We start from the raw sequence: 17,009 nt of genomic DNA, 5'->3' as shown, positions 1-17,009 counted from the left end.
GGGGGCGCGGGGGGGTGGGGGGGTCGCCCGCGCGCGGGGCGCCGCGGCCGCGCGCCGCCCGCGCCCCCCCCACGACTCCTCCCCTACACCGCGCTCCTGGCCAGCGCGATGTCCTGTAGCTTCTCCAGCCGCAGCCCCGACTCCTCGTCCGCCGGCGCGTAGGTGACCATCCGCGCTCCGTCGTGCGGCCCCAGCCACAGGTCCGTGTGGTCCAGGGTCAGCCGACCGACATGGGCGTTGAGGAACTGCTTGCGCTTGCTGCGGGCGCCGACGACCTCGTGCCGCTCCCAGGCCTGCCGGAACTCGGCGGACTCGGCCGTGAGCCGCTTGAGCAGCATCTTCCAGGCGGGTTCGCCGAGATGGCCGGCCATGGCGCCACGGAACTTGGCGGCCATGAGCCGCATGGTCTCCTCCAGCTGCACGATCGACGCCTGCCAGTCCGCGTTGGTGTAGCACAGCACCATGCAGTTGCGGTCCGTCGGCGGGACGCCGTCGAGGTCGCACAGCAGCAGCCCGTAGGTGCGGTTGTAGGCGAGGATGTCGTACCGGCTGTTCTGGATGCAGGCCGGGATCGGCTCCAGCTGTTCCAGCAGGGCGCGCTGGGCGTCGGTGACCGGCGAGCAGCTCGAACCGGGGGCCGGGTCGATGGCCCCGGCCAGGTTGAACAGGTGCGACCGCTCGCTGGCGTCGAGCAGCAGGGCGCGGGCCAGGGCGTCGAGGACCTGGACGGAGACCTGGATGTCCCGGGCCTGTTCCAGCCAGGTGTACCAGGTCACTCCGACCGCCGAGAGGTGCGCGACCTCCTCGCGCCGCAGCCCCGGCGTGCGGCGGCGCCGGCCGCGGGGCAGCCCCACCTGCTCCGGGGTGATGTGCTCGCGCCGGTGCCGCAGGAACGCGGCCAGTTCGTGCCGCCGGATGTCCGATGCGGGCGCCTCGCGGTCTCCCCGTTCCCGCGGTTCACGGACAGTCGTCGTCTCCTGCACCATGGTCGTCATTCCCCCAGCCTGCCGAGTACCGGACCCTGTTGCCAGGTAGCGCTTCTACCAGGATAAGGAGACTCTGGTACCCCTCTGAGCCTCCCCGCAGGCTCGATGGCGTGACCGAAACTCTGACTTCCCGTACCGTCCGCTCGCCGGTGATCACGCCCCGGCTGAGCGGCCTCGGACTCTTCACGGTGCTGCTGGCCGCGGCACTGCCGCTCATCGACTTCTTCATCGTCAACGTGGCCCTCCCGACGATCGGCAGGGACCTGCACGCGAGCGAGGCCGTGCTCGAACTCGTCGTCGCCGGGTACGGGCTGTCGTACTCCGTCCTGCTCGTCCTCGGCGGGCGGCTCGGCGACCTCTTCGGCCGCCGCGAGTTCTTCTTCGGCGGGATGGCGGCCTTCGGGGTGACCTCGCTGGCGTGCGGGCTCGCTCCGAACGCCTGGACACTGGTCGCCGCGCGGGTCGCGCAGGGCGCGGCGGCCGCCGCGATGCTGCCCCAGGTGCTCGCCACGATCCAGGCGGCGACCAGCGGACAGCGCCGCGCCAAGGCGATGGGCCTGTACGGGGCGACGGCCGGACTCTCCATGGTGGCCGGGCAGATCCTCGGCGGTGTGCTCGTGGCCGCGGACATCGCGGGCACCGGCTGGCGCTCGGTGTTCCTCGTCAACGTCCCCGTCGTGGTCGTCGGCCTGGTGCTGGCCGCACGCACCGTCCCCGAGACCCGCTCCCACCACCCCGAGCCGGTGGACGTACCCGGCACCGTGCTGCTCGCCCTCTCGCTGCTGACCCTGCTCGCGCCGCTCACCGAGGGACGCGCGGCCGGCTGGCCGCTGTGGACCTGGCTGGCCCTCGCCGCCTTCCCGTTCGCGGCCTGGGCGTTCTACGCGGTGGAGCGCCGCGCGGACCGGCGGGGCCGTACGCCGCTGGTGCCGCCGAGCCTGTTCGCGCTGGTGTCGCTGCGGCGCGGGCTGATCATGATCGTGCCGTTCTCCATCGGCTTCAGCGGGTTCATGTTCGTGATCGCGGTGTCCCTGCAGCAGGGCGCCGGACTCGGCCCGGTCGGGGCGGGCCTGGCACTCGTGCCCATGGCGGTGGCCTTCTTCGTCGTGTCGCTCTGCGGACCGCGGCTCGTCGCCCGGTTCGGCACCCGTGTGGTGAGCGTCGGCGGTCTGGTCCAGGGCGTCGGTGTGGCACTGATGGCGTTCGCCGCCTGGCGCTCCTGGCCCCATCTGGGCGTGGTGGAGCTGCTGCCGGGCGCGGCGGTGGCCGGCGCGGGCCAGGCGCTCCAGCTCCCGATCGTGCTGCGGATCATCCTGTCCGAGGTCTCGCCGGCCAGGGCGGGCGTCGGCGGCGGTGTGATGATCACGACCCAGCAGTCGGCGCTGGCGCTCGGCGTGGCGACGCTCGGCTCCCTCTTCCTGGCCCTGGTGCCCGGCATGGGGATGCGGGACGCGCTGGTGACCACGCTCTTGGTCCAGCTGGCCGGTGTGGCCCTCACGGTCGGCCTGAGCCTGCGCCTGCCGCGCACGATCAGCTGACGCCGGGCCCGCCCGGAAGTGCCCCGCGTCCGCACAGGACGCGGGGCAACGGAGTGCTTCGGCGAAGGCTCGGTGACAGGAGTGTCAACTCGCCGTACAAGACGCCCTATCGATCTTGCTGGTGTTGCACACTCCTTGCTGCGCGGGCGGACAGGTTTTCCGTGGAGGCGTCATGCTGCAGATGAACACGAGCAAGGTCAGCCGCTGGGACCAGGACGGGCATGAGCACGTGGTGCGAGTGGAGGGGACGGGGGCGAAGCGCAAGATCCGGTGCGACAGCTGCGGCTGGCGCAAGAGTGCCCAGTTCCTGCCGTGGCTCAAGGCCGAGGAACACCTCGCCGAGGAACACCAGGCGACGGAGGACCGGGCGGAGACCCAACAGTGACCTGCCCCCGGGCGACGACCGGGCACGGGCCCTCCTCGGCCCGGCGGGCGGACGGCGTCGGCCCTTGCGGGGACTGCCGCAGTGCACCGTCGTACACCGGCGGTCCCGGCCGGGCCGGGACCGCACGGTCCGGCCGGGACGACCGGCGGGCTCGTGCGGCATCTCCTGGCGCCGGAGGGCTCCCGGTCCGCTTCTGGTGAGCGGCTCCGGGCCCAGGGCTCCCGGATCGAGGAGAAAGGCGGCCCCCGGTGCGGGACCGCGGCACGATTCCATTCTCCTCGGCCCCACCCATGGACGGCGACCCCATGCGGCCCATACAAGTGGTCACATGGCAGCAATGGACTGGAAATTGGTCGTCGACACGCACAACGCCCCCGCCCTGGCGGACTTCTGGGCGGCGGCTCTGGGCTACGAGGTGGAGGACAACGGCGCGCTGATCGAGCGCCTGCTGGCGGCGGGCCGACTGCCGCAGATGGCGGTCGCCGAGCACAACGGCATCCGTGTCTTCCGGGGCTTCGCGGCGATCCGGCACCCCGAGGACCCGTACGACAAGGAGACGGGCATCGGCCGAGGCCGACGGGTCCTGTTCCAGGACGTCCCCGAGCCCAAGAGCGCCAAGAACCGGCTGCACATCGACGTCCACGCCGGTCCCGAGGCCCGGGACGCGACGGCCGCCCGGCTGGAGTCCCTGGGCGCGACGCGCGTCGAGGAGGTGGACAAGGGCCCCGCCGGCCACTGGTGGGTCATGCGGGACCCGGAGGGCAACGAGTTCTGTGTCGCCTGAGCGCGGCCTGCCTCAGGTACCGGCACGCAGCCCGCGCAGCAGCAGATCCAGCACGGCCTCGAACTGGTCGTCGATGCCGGGCCGCGACCACTCCCGGTGGTAGGACGGGTCGTGGAAGCGGCCCGTGGCGTGGAACAGGGCGCGGGCCGTGGTCGCGGGGTCGGCGGCGGTGAAGGCACCGGACGCGGCACCGTCGCGGACGATCTCCGTGAGCTGGCCCGTCAGGTCCTCCAGGTGCTGGTCGACCACCTGGCTGTTCTCGTCGGCCAGCACGGTGAAGGTGGCGAACAGCTCGGGGTCGTCCCCCGCCTTGTGCCGCTTGGCCTCGAACAGCCCCCGGAACCAGTCCCGCAGCCGCGTCTCGGGATCCGCCTCCTCGGTGACGAACCCGGCCAGCGCCGCGGCCGTACGGTCCAGCCACCGCTTGGTGACCGCGTCCCGCAGCGCCGCCTTCGTACGGAAGTGGCGGTACACGCTGCCGTGGCTGACGCCGAGCGCGCGGGCCACGTCCACCACGGTGGCCTTGGCGGGGCCGTGGCGGCGCAGCACCTCCTCGGTCGTCTCGAGGATGCGCTCGGCGGTCAGGGTCTCGGTGGTGGGTGCCATGGCAAAGACGCTACCCGCCGGCGGGGTCAGCGCTCGCTGTCGAGGTGCGTCATCTGCATCTCGGGGTAGCGGGCACCGGCCGCCGCGTCCGCCGGAACGGCCGACGCGATCGCCGCCAGGTCGGCCTCGTCCAGGGTCACGTCCAGTGCGCCGAGCGCCTCGGACAGGCGTTCCCGGGTGCGGGCGCCGACCAGCGGCACGATGTCCCCGCCGCGGGACAGGACCCAGGCGATGGCCAGCTGGGCCACGCTCACTCCCTTCTGTTCGGCGATCTTGCGCAGCGCGTCGACCAGGCCGAGGTTGTGGTCGAGGTTCTCGCCCTGGAAGCGGGGCGAGAAGGAGCGGAAGTCGTTCGCGGCCAGCTTCCGGTCGCGGGTGAAGTGGCCGGAGATCAGACCGCGGGACAGCACGCCGTACGCGGTGATGCCGATCCCCAGCTCCCGGGTGGTGGGCAGGATGCGGTCCTCGATGCCCCGCGAGATGAGCGAGTACTCGATCTGCAGGTCCGTGATCGGGGCGGTGGCGGCGGCCCGGCGGATGGTGTCGGCGCCGACCTCGCTGAGGCCGATGTGCCGGACGTGTCCCTTCTCCACCAGCTCGGCGATGGCTCCGACCGTCTCCTCGATCGGGACGTCGGGGTCGAGGCGGGCGATCCGGTAGACGTCGATGTGGTCGACGCCGAGCCGCTGGAGCGAGTACGCGGCGAAGTTCTTGACGGCGGCGGGGCGGCCGTCGTGCCCGGACCAGTTGCCGTCGGGGTCGCGGAGTGCGCCGAACTTGACGCTGACCACGGCCTGTTCGCGGCGGGCGGCGGAGGCGGAGCGCAGGGCCTCGCCGATGAGCATCTCGTTGTGGCCCATGGCGTAGAAGTCGCCGGTGTCGAGCAGGGTCACGCCCGCTTCCAGGGCGGCGTGGATGGTGGCGATGGACTCGGCCCGATCGGCGTCGCCGTAGAGGGCGGACATGCCCATGCAGCCGAGGCCGACGGCGGAGACCTGGGGTCCGGTGGCCCCGAGCTGGAGGGTGCGCATGAAATCTCCCTGGTTCTCGTTGAAGCGTTAATCCAGCATGGCATGACAGATGACAGATTTCAATATCTGTTATTCGTCAGTTGTCACCTCTGCTCGTCATTCACACCCGCCCCACCCGCACCGTCGCACTCCGGGCGCGGCCGGGCGCGCGATCTGGTCCAGACCTATTGACGAGAGGCCTGGACCAGCGCACTGTCATGTCTACGACACCTCACCGCACCCCCACCGGGAGGCCCGCATGCTCCGCGACAGGTTCCGCCTGCTCGCCGCCGCCCTGACGGCGGCGTTCCTCGTCGCGCTGTCGGTCGCGACCGCCCCCACCGCGTCCGCGGCCGACACCTGCGCCGTGAAGTCCCGCCCGGCGGGCAAGGTCCTGCAGGGCTACTGGGAGAACTGGGACGGCTCGTCGAACGGGGTCCACCCGCCCTTCGGCTGGACCCCGATCACCGACTCCCGTATCGCCGCGCACGGCTACAACGTGATCAACGCGGCGTTCCCGGTCATCCGCTCCGACGGCACCGCGCTGTGGGAGGACGGCATGGACACGGGGGTGAAGGTGGCGACCCCGGCGGAGATGTGCGCGGCCAAGGCGGCGGGGCAGACGATCCTGCTGTCCATCGGCGGGGCCACGGCGGGTATCGACCTCAGCTCGACGGCCGTCGCGGACAGGTTCCTCTCGACGATCGTCCCGATCCTGCAGAAGTACAACTTCGACGGCATCGACATCGACATCGAGACGGGCCTGGTCGGCAGCGGGAACATCGGCCAACTGTCCACGTCCCAGGCCAACCTGGTCCGCATCATCGACGGGGTGCTGGCCAAGATGCCGTCGAACTTCGGCCTGACGATGGCCCCGGAGACCGCGTACGTCACCGGCGGCAGCATCACCTACGGCTCGATCTGGGGCGCGTACCTGCCGGTCATCAAGAAGTACGCGGACAACGGCCGGCTGTGGTGGCTCAACATGCAGTACTACAACGGCAGCATGTACGGCTGCTCCGGCGACTCCTACGCGGCCGGCACGGTGGCGGGCTTCGTGGCGCAGACGGACTGCCTGAACAAGGGCCTGACCGTCCAGGGAACCACGGTCAAGGTGCCGTACGACAAGCAGGTCCCGGGACTGCCCGCCCAGTCCGGAGCGGGCGGCGGCTATATGTCACCGTCCCTGGTCTCCCAGGCGTGGAGGCACTACGGCACGAGCCTGAAGGGCCTGATGACCTGGTCCGTCAACTGGGACGGCTCGAAGAACTGGACGTTCGGCGACAACGTCAGGGCGCTCCAGGGCCGCTGAGGCCGCCGGTGAGGCCCTGCCCCGCCACCGGCGACCGTCCGAGGGTGCTCCGCCCCTGGCGCGGGGGCGGGGTGGGGGCTCGACAGGGGACGACGAAGCCCCCGGTTCCCGCGCAGGGAACCGGGGGCTTCCCGGACGGCTTCCGCACCTCGGCGCCGAGCGAGCCGCGGCCGGCGCGAGTGCGGCGTGCTCAGCAGCCGATCAGACGGCTCGCGAGGTAGCCCTCGATCTGGTCCAGCGACACGCGCTCCTGCTTCATCGAGTCGCGCTCACGCACCGTCACGGCGTTGTCGTCGAGCGTGTCGAAGTCGACCGTCACGCAGTACGGCGTGCCGATCTCGTCCTGGCGGCGGTAGCGGCGGCCGATGGCACCCGCGTCGTCGAACTCGATGTTCCAGTGCGCGCGCAGCGCCTGGGCCAGCCCCTTGGCCTTCGGGGACAGCTCGGGGTTGCGGGACAGCGGCAGGACCGCGACCTTCACCGGCGCCAGCCGCGGGTCCAGGCGCAGCACCGTGCGCTTCTCCATCTTGCCCTTGGCGTTCGGCGCCTCGTCCTCGACGTAGGCGTCCAGCAGGAACGCCAGCATCGCGCGGCCGACACCCGCCGCGGGCTCGATGACGTACGGGGTCCAGCGCTCGCCGGCCTCCTGGTCGAAGTACGACAGGTCCTGGCCCGAGGCCTTGGAGTGGGCGCCGAGGTCGTAGTCCGTGCGGTTGGCGACACCCTCCAGCTCGCCCCACTCGTTGCCGCCGAACTGGAAGCGGTACTCGATGTCGGCGGTGCGCTTGGAGTAGTGGGAGAGCTTCTCCTTCGGGTGCTCGTACCAGCGCATGTTCTCTTCGCGCAGACCGAGGCCCGTGTACCAGTTCCAGCGCTCCTGCATCCAGTACTCCTGCCACTTCTCGTCCTCGCCCGGCTTGACGAAGAACTCCATCTCCATCTGCTCGAACTCGCGGGTGCGGAAGATGAAGTTGCCCGGAGTGATCTCGTTGCGGAAGGACTTGCCCATCTGCGCGATGCCGAACGGCGGCTTGCGGCGCGAGGTCTGCTGGACCTGGGCGAAGTTGGTGAAGATGCCCTGTGCGGTCTCGGGGCGCAGGTAGGCGATCGAACCGCTGTCCTGCGTCGGGCCGAGGTGGGTGGAGAGGAGACCCGAGAACTGCTTGGGCTCGGTGAACATGCCCTTGTTGCCGCAGTTCGGGCAGTTGACGTCCGCGAGGCCGTTCTCCGGCAGCCGGCCGTGCTTGGCCTCGTATGCCTCTTCCAGGTGGTCGGCGCGGAAACGCTTGTGACAGGAGGTGCACTCGGTGAGCGGGTCGGTGAAGGTGGCGACGTGACCGGAGGCCATCCAGACCTCGGTCGCCAGGATCACCGACGAGTCGATACCGACGACGTCCTCGCGCGACGTCACCATGTAGCGCCACCACTGGCGCTTGATGTTCTCCTTGAGCTCGACACCCAGCGGTCCGTAGTCCCAGGCGGCACGCTGACCGCCGTAGATCTCGCTGGAGGGGAATACGAAGCCACGGCGCTTGCTCAGGCTGACGATGGTGTCGATCTTGTCGGCGGCCACGGTGCTCTCTTCATTACGACGACGGGCGACGAAGCGTCTGCTGCGGAGCATTGCTTCAGAGCGAATGCTTCAGGTTACCGGCGGGGGCTCCCATCCAATCAAATCGGTAGGGCACCCGGAGCGGGTATCCGGGCGGACCCTGCTCTCACCGCGATCGTTGTTGACAACGGTTTCCATGTTTGTTGAAAATGACTGTCATGAACGTACGACGACGCCTCATACCCGCGGCCGCCGCCACCGCCGCCACCGCACTCGGGATCGCGGCCCTCTCCGCCTGCTCCACCGACAGCGCAGCCGCAGGCAACACGGACAAGTTCGACGTCGTCGCGTCGTTCTACCCGATGGCCTTCCTCGCCGAGCAGGTCGGCGGCGACCACGTCCACGTCACCAGTCTCACCCAGCCCGGCCAGGAACCGCACGACCTGGAGATCAGCGCCCGGCAGACCGCGCAGCTCCAGGAGTCCGACGCGGTGCTGTACCTGAAGAACCTCCAGCCCTCCGTCGACGACGCCGTGGCCCAGTCGGAGATCAAGACGAAGATCGACGCCGCCTCCCTGACCACCCTGGAGGAGCACGGCAACGAGGTCGGCGGCCACGCGGCCGAGCACGACACCCACCAGGGCGAGGAGTCCGGCGGCAAGGACCCGCACATCTGGCTCGACCCGGTGCGCTACGCCCAGGTCGCCGAGGGCGTCGGCAAGGCCTTCGAGAAGGCGGACCCGGACCACGCGGCCGACTACCGGAAGAACACCGCCGCCCTGGTCAAGAGGCTCGACGGCCTCGACACCGAGTTCAAGGCCGGCCTCGCGAACACGAAGACCAAGGTCTTCGTCACCACGCACGCCGCCTTCGGCTACCTCGCCGAGCGCTACGGCCTCACCGAGGAGGCCATCAACGGCCTCGACCCCGAGTCGGAGCCCAGCGCCGCGCGCGTCAAGGACCTCGAGAAGATGGCGAAGGCCGACGGCGTGACGACCGTGTTCTACGAGACGCTCGTCAGCGACAAGACCGCGAAGACCATCGCGCAGGACGCGCGTCTGAAGACCGACGTCCTCGACCCGATCGAGGGCATCACGGACAAGTCACGCGGCAAGGACTACTTCGCCGTCCAGGAAGCGAACCTCAAGGCCCTGCAGACGGCCCTGGGCGCCAAGTGATCGTCGGGGAGGCCGACATGAGCGAGACGGACGACAAGAGCGGGCCCGTCATAGCGATGCGCGGGGTACGGGCCGAGCTGGGCGCCCGGCCCGTCCTGCGCGGCATCGACCTCAGCGTGCGCCGCGGTGAGGTCGTCGCCCTGCTCGGCGCGAACGGCTCCGGCAAGTCGACCGCGATCCGCAGCGTCATCGGCCAGGTGCCGGTCAGCGGCGGCGAGATCGAGCTGTTCGGCGTCCCGCGCGGCCGCTTCCGCGACTGGGCGCGCGTCGGCTACGTACCGCAGCGCACCACCGCCGCGGGCGGCGTCCCGGCGACGGTCACCGAGATCGTCTCCTCGGGCCGGCTGTCCCGCACCCGCTTCGGCGTCTTCCGCAAGACCGACCACGCGGCCGTACGCAGAGCACTGGAGATGGTCGGGATGGCCGACCGCGCCAAGGACTCCGTGAACGCCCTCTCCGGCGGCCAGCACCAGCGGGTGCTGATCGCCCGTGCCCTGGTCGCCGAGCCCGAGCTGCTGATCATGGACGAGCCGATGGCGGGCGTCGACCTGGCCAGCCAGGAGATCCTCGCCCGGACGCTCCGGGAGCAGGTGGCGGCCGACACGACGGTCCTGCTGGTCCTGCACGAGCTGGGCCCGCTGGAGCCCCTGATCGACAGGGCGGTCGTTCTGCGCGACGGCTGCGTCCTGCACGACGGACCGCCCCCGCACGCGGTCGGCCAGCATGCGCTGCCCGGCCACGACCACGTCCACCCGCACGCACCGGCGGGCACCGAATCGATCCGTACGGGACTGCTGAGCTGATGGAACTCCTCGACTACGAATTCATGCGGCGCGCGTTGCTCGCCGCCGTGCTGGTCGGCATCACCGCCCCCGCCATCGGCATCTACCTGGTGCAGCGCCGCCAGCCCCTCATGGGCGACGGCATCGGCCACGTGGCAATGACGGGCGTCGGTCTCGGCTTCCTGTTGCACAGCTCCCCCGTGTGGATGGCGACGGCCGTCTCCGTGCTCGGCGCGGTCCTCATGGAACTGATCCGCTGGTACGGCAAGACGCGCGGCGACATCGCGCTCGCCATGCTCTTCTACGGCGGCATGGCGGGCGGCGTGATGTTCGTCAACATCGCACCGGGCGGCTCCAACGCCAACCTCAGCTCGTACCTGTTCGGCTCCCTGTCGACGGTGTCGCCGTCGGACGTGACGGCCATCTCGATCCTCGCCGGGTTCGTGATCGTGGTGACCCTGGGGCTGCGCCGTCAGTTGTTCGCGGTCAGCCAGGACGAGGAGTTCGCCCGGGTCACGGGCCTGTCGGTGCGCGCGCTGAACCTGCTCACGGCGGTCACGGCCGCGGTCACCGTGACGGTCGCGATGCGGGTCGTCGGCCTGATCCTGGTGTCCGCGCTCATGGTGGTGCCGGTGGCCGCCGCGCAGCAGCTCACCCGTAGCTTCGCGACGACCTTCGTGATCGCGGTGGTGATCGGGGTCACGGTGACGATCAGCGGCACGGTGACGTCGTACTACCAGGACGTACCGCCCGGTGCCACGATCGTATTGCTGACCATCGGCGTGTTCGTCGTGCTGACCGCCCTGGCCACCCCGCTGGCCCGTCGACGCGCCCGCGCGGTCGCCGCCGCGCAGGCCGCCGGGGACCCGCTCGAGTGCGCGATTCCGGCCACCCGGGAGGCGACCGACGAGGTCGGAGTCTGACCATGCCCCGTCCGGGCTGGCACAATGGCCCGGCAGGGCGCAGACGTGAGCCGGGAGAGAGCCGACGAGGCGCGCCGGTGGCGACAGCGCGATCACGCGGCGGCCCGAAGGGCTGAGCACGGTCGCGGTCCCGGCACCGGCTCGAGGCGCCCCGTAGGCGAGCGAGCCATCAAGAAGGAGGCAACGGTGACGACCGCCGGCCAGCCCGTGAAGGGACGATCCACCCGCCAGCGTGCCGCCGTCGCGGCGGCGCTCGACGAGGTCGACGAGTTCCGCAGCGCGCAGGAGCTCCACGACATGCTCAAGCACAAGGGCGACTCGGTGGGCCTGACGACGGTCTACCGCACGCTGCAGTCCCTCGCCGACGCGGGCGAGGTCGACGTCCTGCGCACGTCCGACGGCGAGTCCGTCTACCGCCGTTGCTCGACGGGCGAACACCACCACCACCTGGTCTGCCGCATCTGCGGCAAGGCCGTCGAGGTCGAGGGCCCCGCGGTGGAGAAGTGGGCCGAGGCGATCGCCGCGGAGCACGGCTACGTCAACGTCGCCCACACGGTGGAGATCTTCGGCACGTGCGCCGAGTGCGCGGCGGCCGCCGAGGGCTGAACGGGGCTCAGGCGCGCGGCAGCTTGCTGTCCAGCAGGACGCGCAGCCGCTCCACGTCCTCGGGGGTACGCGCGCCTCGCTTGACGAGCACCACCGTAAAGGTTCCGGCACGGTCGGGGCTGCGCAGCAGGAAGCAGCGGTCCGACTCGGCATAGCTGCCGTAGTTGGCCCACGCCGTGCGCGAGTCGACGTGGGCGCTGACCAACCGCACGCCCTCCTCGCCGACGGTCACCCGCATCACACCGTGGTGCTGGTTCGCCCGCAGCATCCGGCGTGCCGTCATACGAGGCACCCGGAACATCAGCACCGGCCACAGGATGAACATCACCCCGAACGCGACACCGGTGCTGTCATCTCCGCGCAGACCGGCCGTCAACGCCACCACTCCCAGCAGCTCGATGCAGAGGAGGGAGACGGGGCGGTACAGCAAGCTCAGCCCGCCTCGTTTGCGCATCATCAGCCGGACGGCTTCCGTCATGTCCTCGAGCCGGAGTTCGCACTCCAGCACGATGTCGGTTCCGCGCTGCCCCACGGTCTGCTCGGTCACGGCCCCTCCCCAGGTCGTACGGTGACGAGCCGTGATCGTAGAGCAGGGTCCTGCGGGGGCAACGGGCGGGCTACTCCTGCTCGCCCTCCATGGCCAGCAGTTCCTCGTTCGGGATGGCACCGCCGAAACGGCGGTCCCGGGAGGCGAACTCCAGGCACGCCCGCCACAGGTCGCGGCGGTCGAAGTCCGGCCAGAGCACGTCCTGGAAGACCATCTCGGCGTAGGCGCTCTGCCAGATCAGGTAGTTGGAGGTGCGCTGCTCGCCGCTCGGCCGCAGGAACAGGTCCACATCCGGCATGTCCGGGTAGTAGAGGTATTTCGCGAGGGTCTTCTCCGTGACCTTCGCGGGGTCGAGCCTTCCCGCCTTCACGTCCTCGGCCAGCGCCTGCGCCGCGTCGGCGATCTCGGCCCGGCCGCCGTAGTTCATGCAGAAGTACAGCGTCAGCCGGCCGTTGCCCTTCGTCTGCTCCTGGGCGATCTGGAGCTCCTTGGCCACCGACTTCCACAGCCTGGGCATACGGCCCACCCAGCGCACCCGGACCCCGAGTTCGTCGAGCTGGTCGCGGGTCTTGCGGATGAAGTCGCGGTTGAAGTTCATCAGGAAGCGCACCTCGTCGGGCGAGCGCTTCCAGTTCTCGGTGGAGAAGGCGTACAGGGAGATGTTCCCCACGCCCATCTCGATCGCGCCCTGCAGCACGTCCAGCACGCGCTCGGCGCCGACCTTGTGCCCCTCGGTGCGCGGCAGTCCCCGCTCCTTGGCCCACCGGCCGTTGCCGTCCATCACGATCGCCACGTGCTGCGGCACCAGCTCGCCCGGGATCTTCGGCGGGCGAGCCCCGGACGGGTGCGGCTCCGGGGTCGTGTACTCGCGGCGCTGGCGCCCCAGGAACCCGCGTACGGCCATGTGTTTCTCGTCTCCCTCGATCTCAGGTCGCTCTACTGTTCCACGTACCGGAGCGAGCGCAGTCCGCGCTCCAGGTGCCAGTGCAGATAAGCCGACACCAGCCCGCTGCCCTCCCGGACGTACCGCGGCTCGCACGCGTCCGCGGTCTCCCAGTCTCCCGTCAGCAGCGCGCCGAGCAGTTCCAGGGCCCCTGGCGAGGGTACGACGCTGCCGGGCACGCGGCAGTCACCGCAGACCGATCCGCCGGAGGCCAGGGAGAAGAACCGGTTCGGCCCGGGCATGCCGCACTTGGCGCAGTCGCCGAAACTGGGCGCGTAGCCGTTGACGGCGAGGGAGCGCAGCAGGAAGGCGTCGAGGACGAGGTTCGGCGCGTGCTCCCCGCGGGCCAGCGTCCGCAGGCCCCCGACGAGCAGCAGATACTGCTGGACCGCCGGTTCCCCCTCGTGATCGGTGAACCGCTCGGCGGTCTCCAGCATGGCGGTACCGGCGGTGTAGCGGGCGTAGTCCGTCACGATCCCGCCCCCGTACGGGGCGATGGTCTCGCTCTGTGTGCACAGCGGCAGTCCGCGCCCCACCAGCTCGCTCCCGCGCGCGAAGAACTGCACGTCCACATGAGAGAAGGGTTCCAGCCGGGCCCCGAACTTCGACTTGGTCCGGCGCACGCCGCGGGCCACGGTGCGCACGCGTCCGTGACCCCGCGTGAGCAGCGTGATGATCCGGTCCGCCTCACCCAGCTTCTGGGTGCGCAGCACGATGCCGTCGTCGCGGAACAGACTCATGGGAGTCATTCTCGCCTACGACGGGGGCGCCCCGGGCCGTATGGTCCGCTTTCCGGTCGCGGGTGCCCGTCCGTCAGGGCACCTCCCCACGACTGCGCGCGTTGGCGTACGCGGTCGCCGCCCTGAGGCGCTCCGCCGGGGTCGCGAGGCGTACGGCCTCCGGCTCCACGTCCCATTCCTTGCCCCCGCCGTAGGGTCTCAGCTGTACATACGGCCCCTCGTGCCCCATGACCACGCCCACCCTCCCGGTACGGATGTCGACGGCGTACGAACCGACGGGCGGCGGTTGCATCACAGCCCCGTGGCACGCTGCGCACGGAGGGCCGCCGCGAGCGGGGCCGCGACGCCGACGGGACAGCCGCCCGATGCCACGGGTGTGCGGTGGGTCTCGCGCGCGAGACCCACCGGATCGAGCCGGAGCGACGGTGACGTGATTCGGGTGTCCGCGAGCACAGCCCGCAATTCCTTCACTGGTTCCTCCGCCTCTTCGACGCATCGCGCCGAGTCTCGTCCCCCGAGTGATACGTGTACTGCAGCCACCGTGCTCCCCTTCCTTGTCGACTTTCACTCTTCGCATCTCCATAGTGACGCTCTGCATCTACACTCGACAGGTGTCTGTGCCCTACAAGTGCGAGGCAGGAGAGGGATGTTGGGCCGGCTGACGGTGCGCGCCCGGCGCGCGGGGAGCTCTGCGGCGCGGGGCTGAGCCCGGCCACGGGTCCGGTGTCCGCTAGCGGCGGTCCGGGAGAGCTTCCTGAAGTTCCGCATCCAGGTCCGGATCGAGGTCCGAGGGGCCCCGACGCGCCGCGTCGCGGCGCAGCAGGGCCAGGTGCGCCCCCGTGAGCGCCATCATGAGGCCGATGTTGACCAGCGCCGCCACGTGCATCCCGTCGGTGAACGCCGTCCTGGCGACCGCGAGGAGTTCACCGCCGAGCCGCTCGGGCAGTCGGCCGGCGGCCTCGGTGGCACCGCCCAGGGTCGCCCGGGCGGCCCCGGCCGGATCGAGTTCCGCGCCGTCCGGAAACGAGCCGAGGTTCAGCTTGGCGCGGTACACGGCGGCGGCGACGGACCCGGCGACGGCAACGCCCAGCGCCTCGCCCAGGTTCGCGCCGGTCTCCCCGATGCCCGAGGCGTTGCCGGCCCGTTCGGGCGGGGCGCTGCTGATGATCACGTCGTTGGTGAGGGCGAGCGCCGCCTGCACCCCGAAGGAGGTCACGGCGAAACCGGCGACGGCGAGGGCCGGCCCGGACGTCGTACCTGCCCGGGTGAGCAGCACCAGCCCGGGCACGGACAGCAGGAAGCCACCCGCCATGACCCATCCGGGTCCGATGCGGGCCGCCACCAGGGGTGCCAGCAGTGCGCTCACCACGCCCGCGAGCACCGCGGGCAGCGTCCACAGCCCGGTCGCCAGCGGAGACAGGCCCAGCACCAGCTGGAAGTACTGCAGAAGCAGGAACTGAATCCCGGTCACCGCGAAGAGTCCGAGGGTCAGCCCGCCCAGCGACACCCCGAACGCCGGGCGGGAGAAGAGCCGGAGGTCGAGCATGGGATCGGCGAGCCGCAACTGCCTGCGCACGAAGACAACACCGAGGCAGAGGCCCACGGCGACGCTGAGCAACGGCAGGGTGCGCAGACCCTGCTGGGCGATCTCCTTGAAGCCGTAGACCACCGGCAGCACCGTGGCGATGGACAGCATGACGCTGACCGGGTCCAGTCGGCCGGCCTGCGGATCACGGTACTCGGGCAGCAGCAGCGGCCCGGCGATCAGCAGGACGACACCCACCGGCACACCGAGCAGGAAGACCGAGCCGTACCAGAAGTGCTCCAGGAACAGCCCGCCGATCAGCGGGCCCACCATTCCGCCGATGCTGAAGTTGGTCATCCACACCGCGACCGCCACCCGGCGCTGCCCCGGGTCGCGGAACATGTTGCTGATCAGGGAGAGGGTCGACGGCATCAAGGTCGCCCCGGCCACCCCCAGCAGGGCGCGCGAGGCGATGAGCGTCCCCACACTGGGCGCGCAGGCGGCGAGCACCGAGGCCACGGCGAAGGCGGCGGCACCGATCAGGAGGAGTCTGCGGCGCCCGATCCGGTCACCGAGCGTCCCCATCGTCGCGAGGAAACCGGCGACCATGAAGCCGTAGATGTCGACGACCCACAGCAGTTCCGTACCGCTCGGGTGCAGACGCTCGCTGATGCTCGGCGCGGCCAGGTGCAGCACGGTCATGTCGAGGCCGATGAGCATGGTCGGCAGCGCCAGGACCGCGAGCCCGATCCACTCCCGTCGCCCGGCCCGGGTTGCGCTCACCGCGGTCAGCCGGCCGCGCCGGAGGGCACCAGGGCGTCCCGGAAGACCTCGAGCAGGCGGCCCACCGCATGGGTGACCGGCCGGGTCAGCGCCTCGTCGGGCGTGAGCCACAGGGCAGAGGTGCCCTCCGGCCCGAGTTCCACCGCGCGGTCCGCGTCCACCGCCTCGGCCGTGCGGTACACATGCCACAGATGGGCGTCGGCGCCACGCCGGCAGCCGTCGCCGGGCACCGCGATCGTGGCCAGCTGCTCCAGCGGCTCGCCGGCGATGCCGGTCTCCTCGGACAGCTCGCGTGCCGCCGCCTCGTCGGGGTGCTCATGGCACTCGACGTGCCCGGCGGGAATCGTCAGGCCGAAGGGGAACGCCGTACGGTCGAACAGCAGGACGCGGCCCCGGACGTCCCGGACGAACACGCCCGCCGTCTCGTGCCAGTACTCGCCCTCGTCGTCCGTCCACCACCGGACCGCCGGGTCCAGCACCAGCGCCCGGTCGGCTGCATGGCCGCAGGCGCCGCACACGCAGTGCCGTCGGCCGTCCGCCGTGGTGCGCCACCGCACCGCTTCGCCGCGGCACCGCAGACAGTAGTGGTGCACGGCGCCGTCACTCAGCGCGTGCGCTGGAAGGAAGTCCAGTTTCATGCCTCGCTCCCGGAACTCCCGGGGACACTCGCGTTCTTCGACCGCGCGTCACGGATGGCGCGGCCGTGCCGGACGGCACGGCCGCGGGGGGCCGGCCCCCCCCCCGCCCCCCCCCCCCCCCCCCGCGGGGGGGGGGCCCCGCGCCCCGCCGACCGACACCCACCACGGCGA

The 17,009-nt window shown here is 70.9% G+C and carries 18 protein-coding genes; 8 read left to right on the top strand and 10 right to left on the bottom strand.

What is annotated here, in order from left to right; genetic code table 11:
* Positions 1–83: 83 nt before the first annotated feature.
* Positions 84–986: a helix-turn-helix domain-containing protein gene (locus ABZ904_RS47075; RefSeq protein ID WP_359407315.1), complete on the bottom strand. Its 903-nt coding sequence runs from the start codon at positions 984–986 to the stop codon at positions 84–86.
* A 110-nt stretch (positions 987–1,096) separates the two neighbouring features.
* Between ABZ904_RS47075 and ABZ904_RS47070 the strand changes: the two genes are divergently transcribed.
* The 3 genes from ABZ904_RS47070 (at position 1,097) to ABZ904_RS47060 (ending at position 3,693) form a co-directional block, all read left to right on the top strand.
* A complete protein-coding gene (locus ABZ904_RS47070) occupies positions 1,097–2,524 on the top strand; it encodes an MFS transporter (RefSeq protein ID WP_361830271.1) in 1,428 nt (475 codons plus the stop codon).
* A gap of 172 nt (positions 2,525–2,696) precedes the next feature.
* The gene (locus ABZ904_RS47065) at positions 2,697–2,909 is read left to right on the top strand and encodes a hypothetical protein (protein WP_359407287.1); all 213 of its coding nucleotides are present in this window, start codon (positions 2,697–2,699) and stop codon (positions 2,907–2,909) included.
* 328 nt (positions 2,910–3,237) lie between these two features.
* Entirely contained in the window at positions 3,238–3,693 is a 456-nt protein-coding gene (locus tag ABZ904_RS47060) for a VOC family protein (protein WP_359407283.1), read from the top strand.
* 12 nt (positions 3,694–3,705) lie between these two features.
* On the opposite strand, the gene ABZ904_RS47055 is transcribed toward ABZ904_RS47060, so the two are convergent.
* Together ABZ904_RS47055 and ABZ904_RS47050 are read right to left on the bottom strand one after the other, a co-directional pair.
* On the bottom strand, positions 3,706–4,299 hold the full coding sequence (locus tag ABZ904_RS47055; RefSeq protein ID WP_359407281.1) for a TetR family transcriptional regulator: 594 nt from the start codon (positions 4,297–4,299) through the stop codon (positions 3,706–3,708).
* A 26-nt stretch (positions 4,300–4,325) separates the two neighbouring features.
* Positions 4,326–5,330, bottom strand: coding sequence for an aldo/keto reductase (locus ABZ904_RS47050; RefSeq protein ID WP_361830269.1), 1,005 nt, complete (start codon positions 5,328–5,330; stop codon positions 4,326–4,328).
* 238 nt (positions 5,331–5,568) lie between these two features.
* Here ABZ904_RS47050 and ABZ904_RS47045 point away from each other — a divergent pair, with 238 nt between their 5' ends.
* Positions 5,569–6,621, top strand: coding sequence for a chitinase (locus ABZ904_RS47045; protein ID WP_361830267.1), 1,053 nt, complete (start codon positions 5,569–5,571; stop codon positions 6,619–6,621).
* Between the two features lie 190 nt (positions 6,622–6,811).
* Here ABZ904_RS47045 and ABZ904_RS47040 read toward each other — a convergent pair whose 3' ends face one another.
* Positions 6,812–8,194: a glycine--tRNA ligase gene (locus ABZ904_RS47040; RefSeq protein WP_359407312.1), complete on the bottom strand. Its 1,383-nt coding sequence runs from the start codon at positions 8,192–8,194 to the stop codon at positions 6,812–6,814.
* Positions 8,195–8,391: 197 nt separating this feature from the next.
* Between ABZ904_RS47040 and ABZ904_RS47035 the strand changes: the two genes are divergently transcribed.
* From ABZ904_RS47035 to ABZ904_RS47020, 4 genes are all read left to right on the top strand, one after another.
* Positions 8,392–9,351, top strand: a complete 960-nt coding sequence (locus tag ABZ904_RS47035) for a metal ABC transporter substrate-binding protein (RefSeq protein WP_361830265.1) — start codon at positions 8,392–8,394, stop codon at positions 9,349–9,351.
* 17 nt (positions 9,352–9,368) lie between these two features.
* Entirely contained in the window at positions 9,369–10,154 is a 786-nt protein-coding gene (locus ABZ904_RS47030; RefSeq protein ID WP_361830263.1) for a metal ABC transporter ATP-binding protein, read from the top strand.
* Positions 10,154–11,056, top strand: a complete 903-nt coding sequence (locus ABZ904_RS47025; RefSeq protein ID WP_359407267.1) for a metal ABC transporter permease — start codon at positions 10,154–10,156, stop codon at positions 11,054–11,056. The genes ABZ904_RS47030 and ABZ904_RS47025 overlap by 1 nt, the downstream gene beginning before the upstream one ends.
* Positions 11,057–11,242: 186 nt before the next feature.
* On the top strand, positions 11,243–11,662 hold the full coding sequence (locus tag ABZ904_RS47020) for a transcriptional repressor (protein WP_359407264.1): 420 nt from the start codon (positions 11,243–11,245) through the stop codon (positions 11,660–11,662).
* Between the two features lie 7 nt (positions 11,663–11,669).
* On the opposite strand, the gene ABZ904_RS47015 is transcribed toward ABZ904_RS47020, so the two are convergent.
* The 6 genes from ABZ904_RS47015 to ABZ904_RS46990 form a co-directional block, all read right to left on the bottom strand.
* Positions 11,670–12,209, bottom strand: a complete 540-nt coding sequence (locus ABZ904_RS47015; RefSeq protein WP_359407261.1) for a hypothetical protein — start codon at positions 12,207–12,209, stop codon at positions 11,670–11,672.
* Positions 12,210–12,279: 70 nt separating this feature from the next.
* Positions 12,280–13,113: an isoprenyl transferase gene (locus ABZ904_RS47010; protein WP_359407258.1), complete on the bottom strand. Its 834-nt coding sequence runs from the start codon at positions 13,111–13,113 to the stop codon at positions 12,280–12,282.
* 32 nt (positions 13,114–13,145) lie between these two features.
* Positions 13,146–13,892 (bottom strand): DNA repair protein RecO, encoded by a 747-nt coding sequence (recO, locus tag ABZ904_RS47005; protein WP_361830260.1) that lies wholly within the window; start codon positions 13,890–13,892, stop codon positions 13,146–13,148.
* A gap of 73 nt (positions 13,893–13,965) precedes the next feature.
* Positions 13,966–14,184 (bottom strand): hypothetical protein, encoded by a 219-nt coding sequence (locus ABZ904_RS47000; RefSeq protein ID WP_359407252.1) that lies wholly within the window; start codon positions 14,182–14,184, stop codon positions 13,966–13,968.
* A gap of 438 nt (positions 14,185–14,622) precedes the next feature.
* Positions 14,623–16,200, bottom strand: a complete 1,578-nt coding sequence (locus tag ABZ904_RS46995; RefSeq protein WP_361000227.1) for an MFS transporter — start codon at positions 16,198–16,200, stop codon at positions 14,623–14,625.
* A gap of 5 nt (positions 16,201–16,205) precedes the next feature.
* Positions 16,206–16,838 (bottom strand): NUDIX hydrolase, encoded by a 633-nt coding sequence (locus ABZ904_RS46990; protein ID WP_359407245.1) that lies wholly within the window; start codon positions 16,836–16,838, stop codon positions 16,206–16,208.
* Between the last annotated feature and the right edge of the window lie 171 nt (positions 16,839–17,009).

The organism is Streptomyces sp. NPDC046900 (assembly GCF_040644975.1).
In the GTDB taxonomy this organism is placed as follows: Bacteria; Actinomycetota; Actinomycetes; order Streptomycetales; family Streptomycetaceae; genus Streptomyces.
Note: the sequence above shows the minus strand (reverse complement) of the source record. Positions and strands in the feature narration are given on the sequence as shown.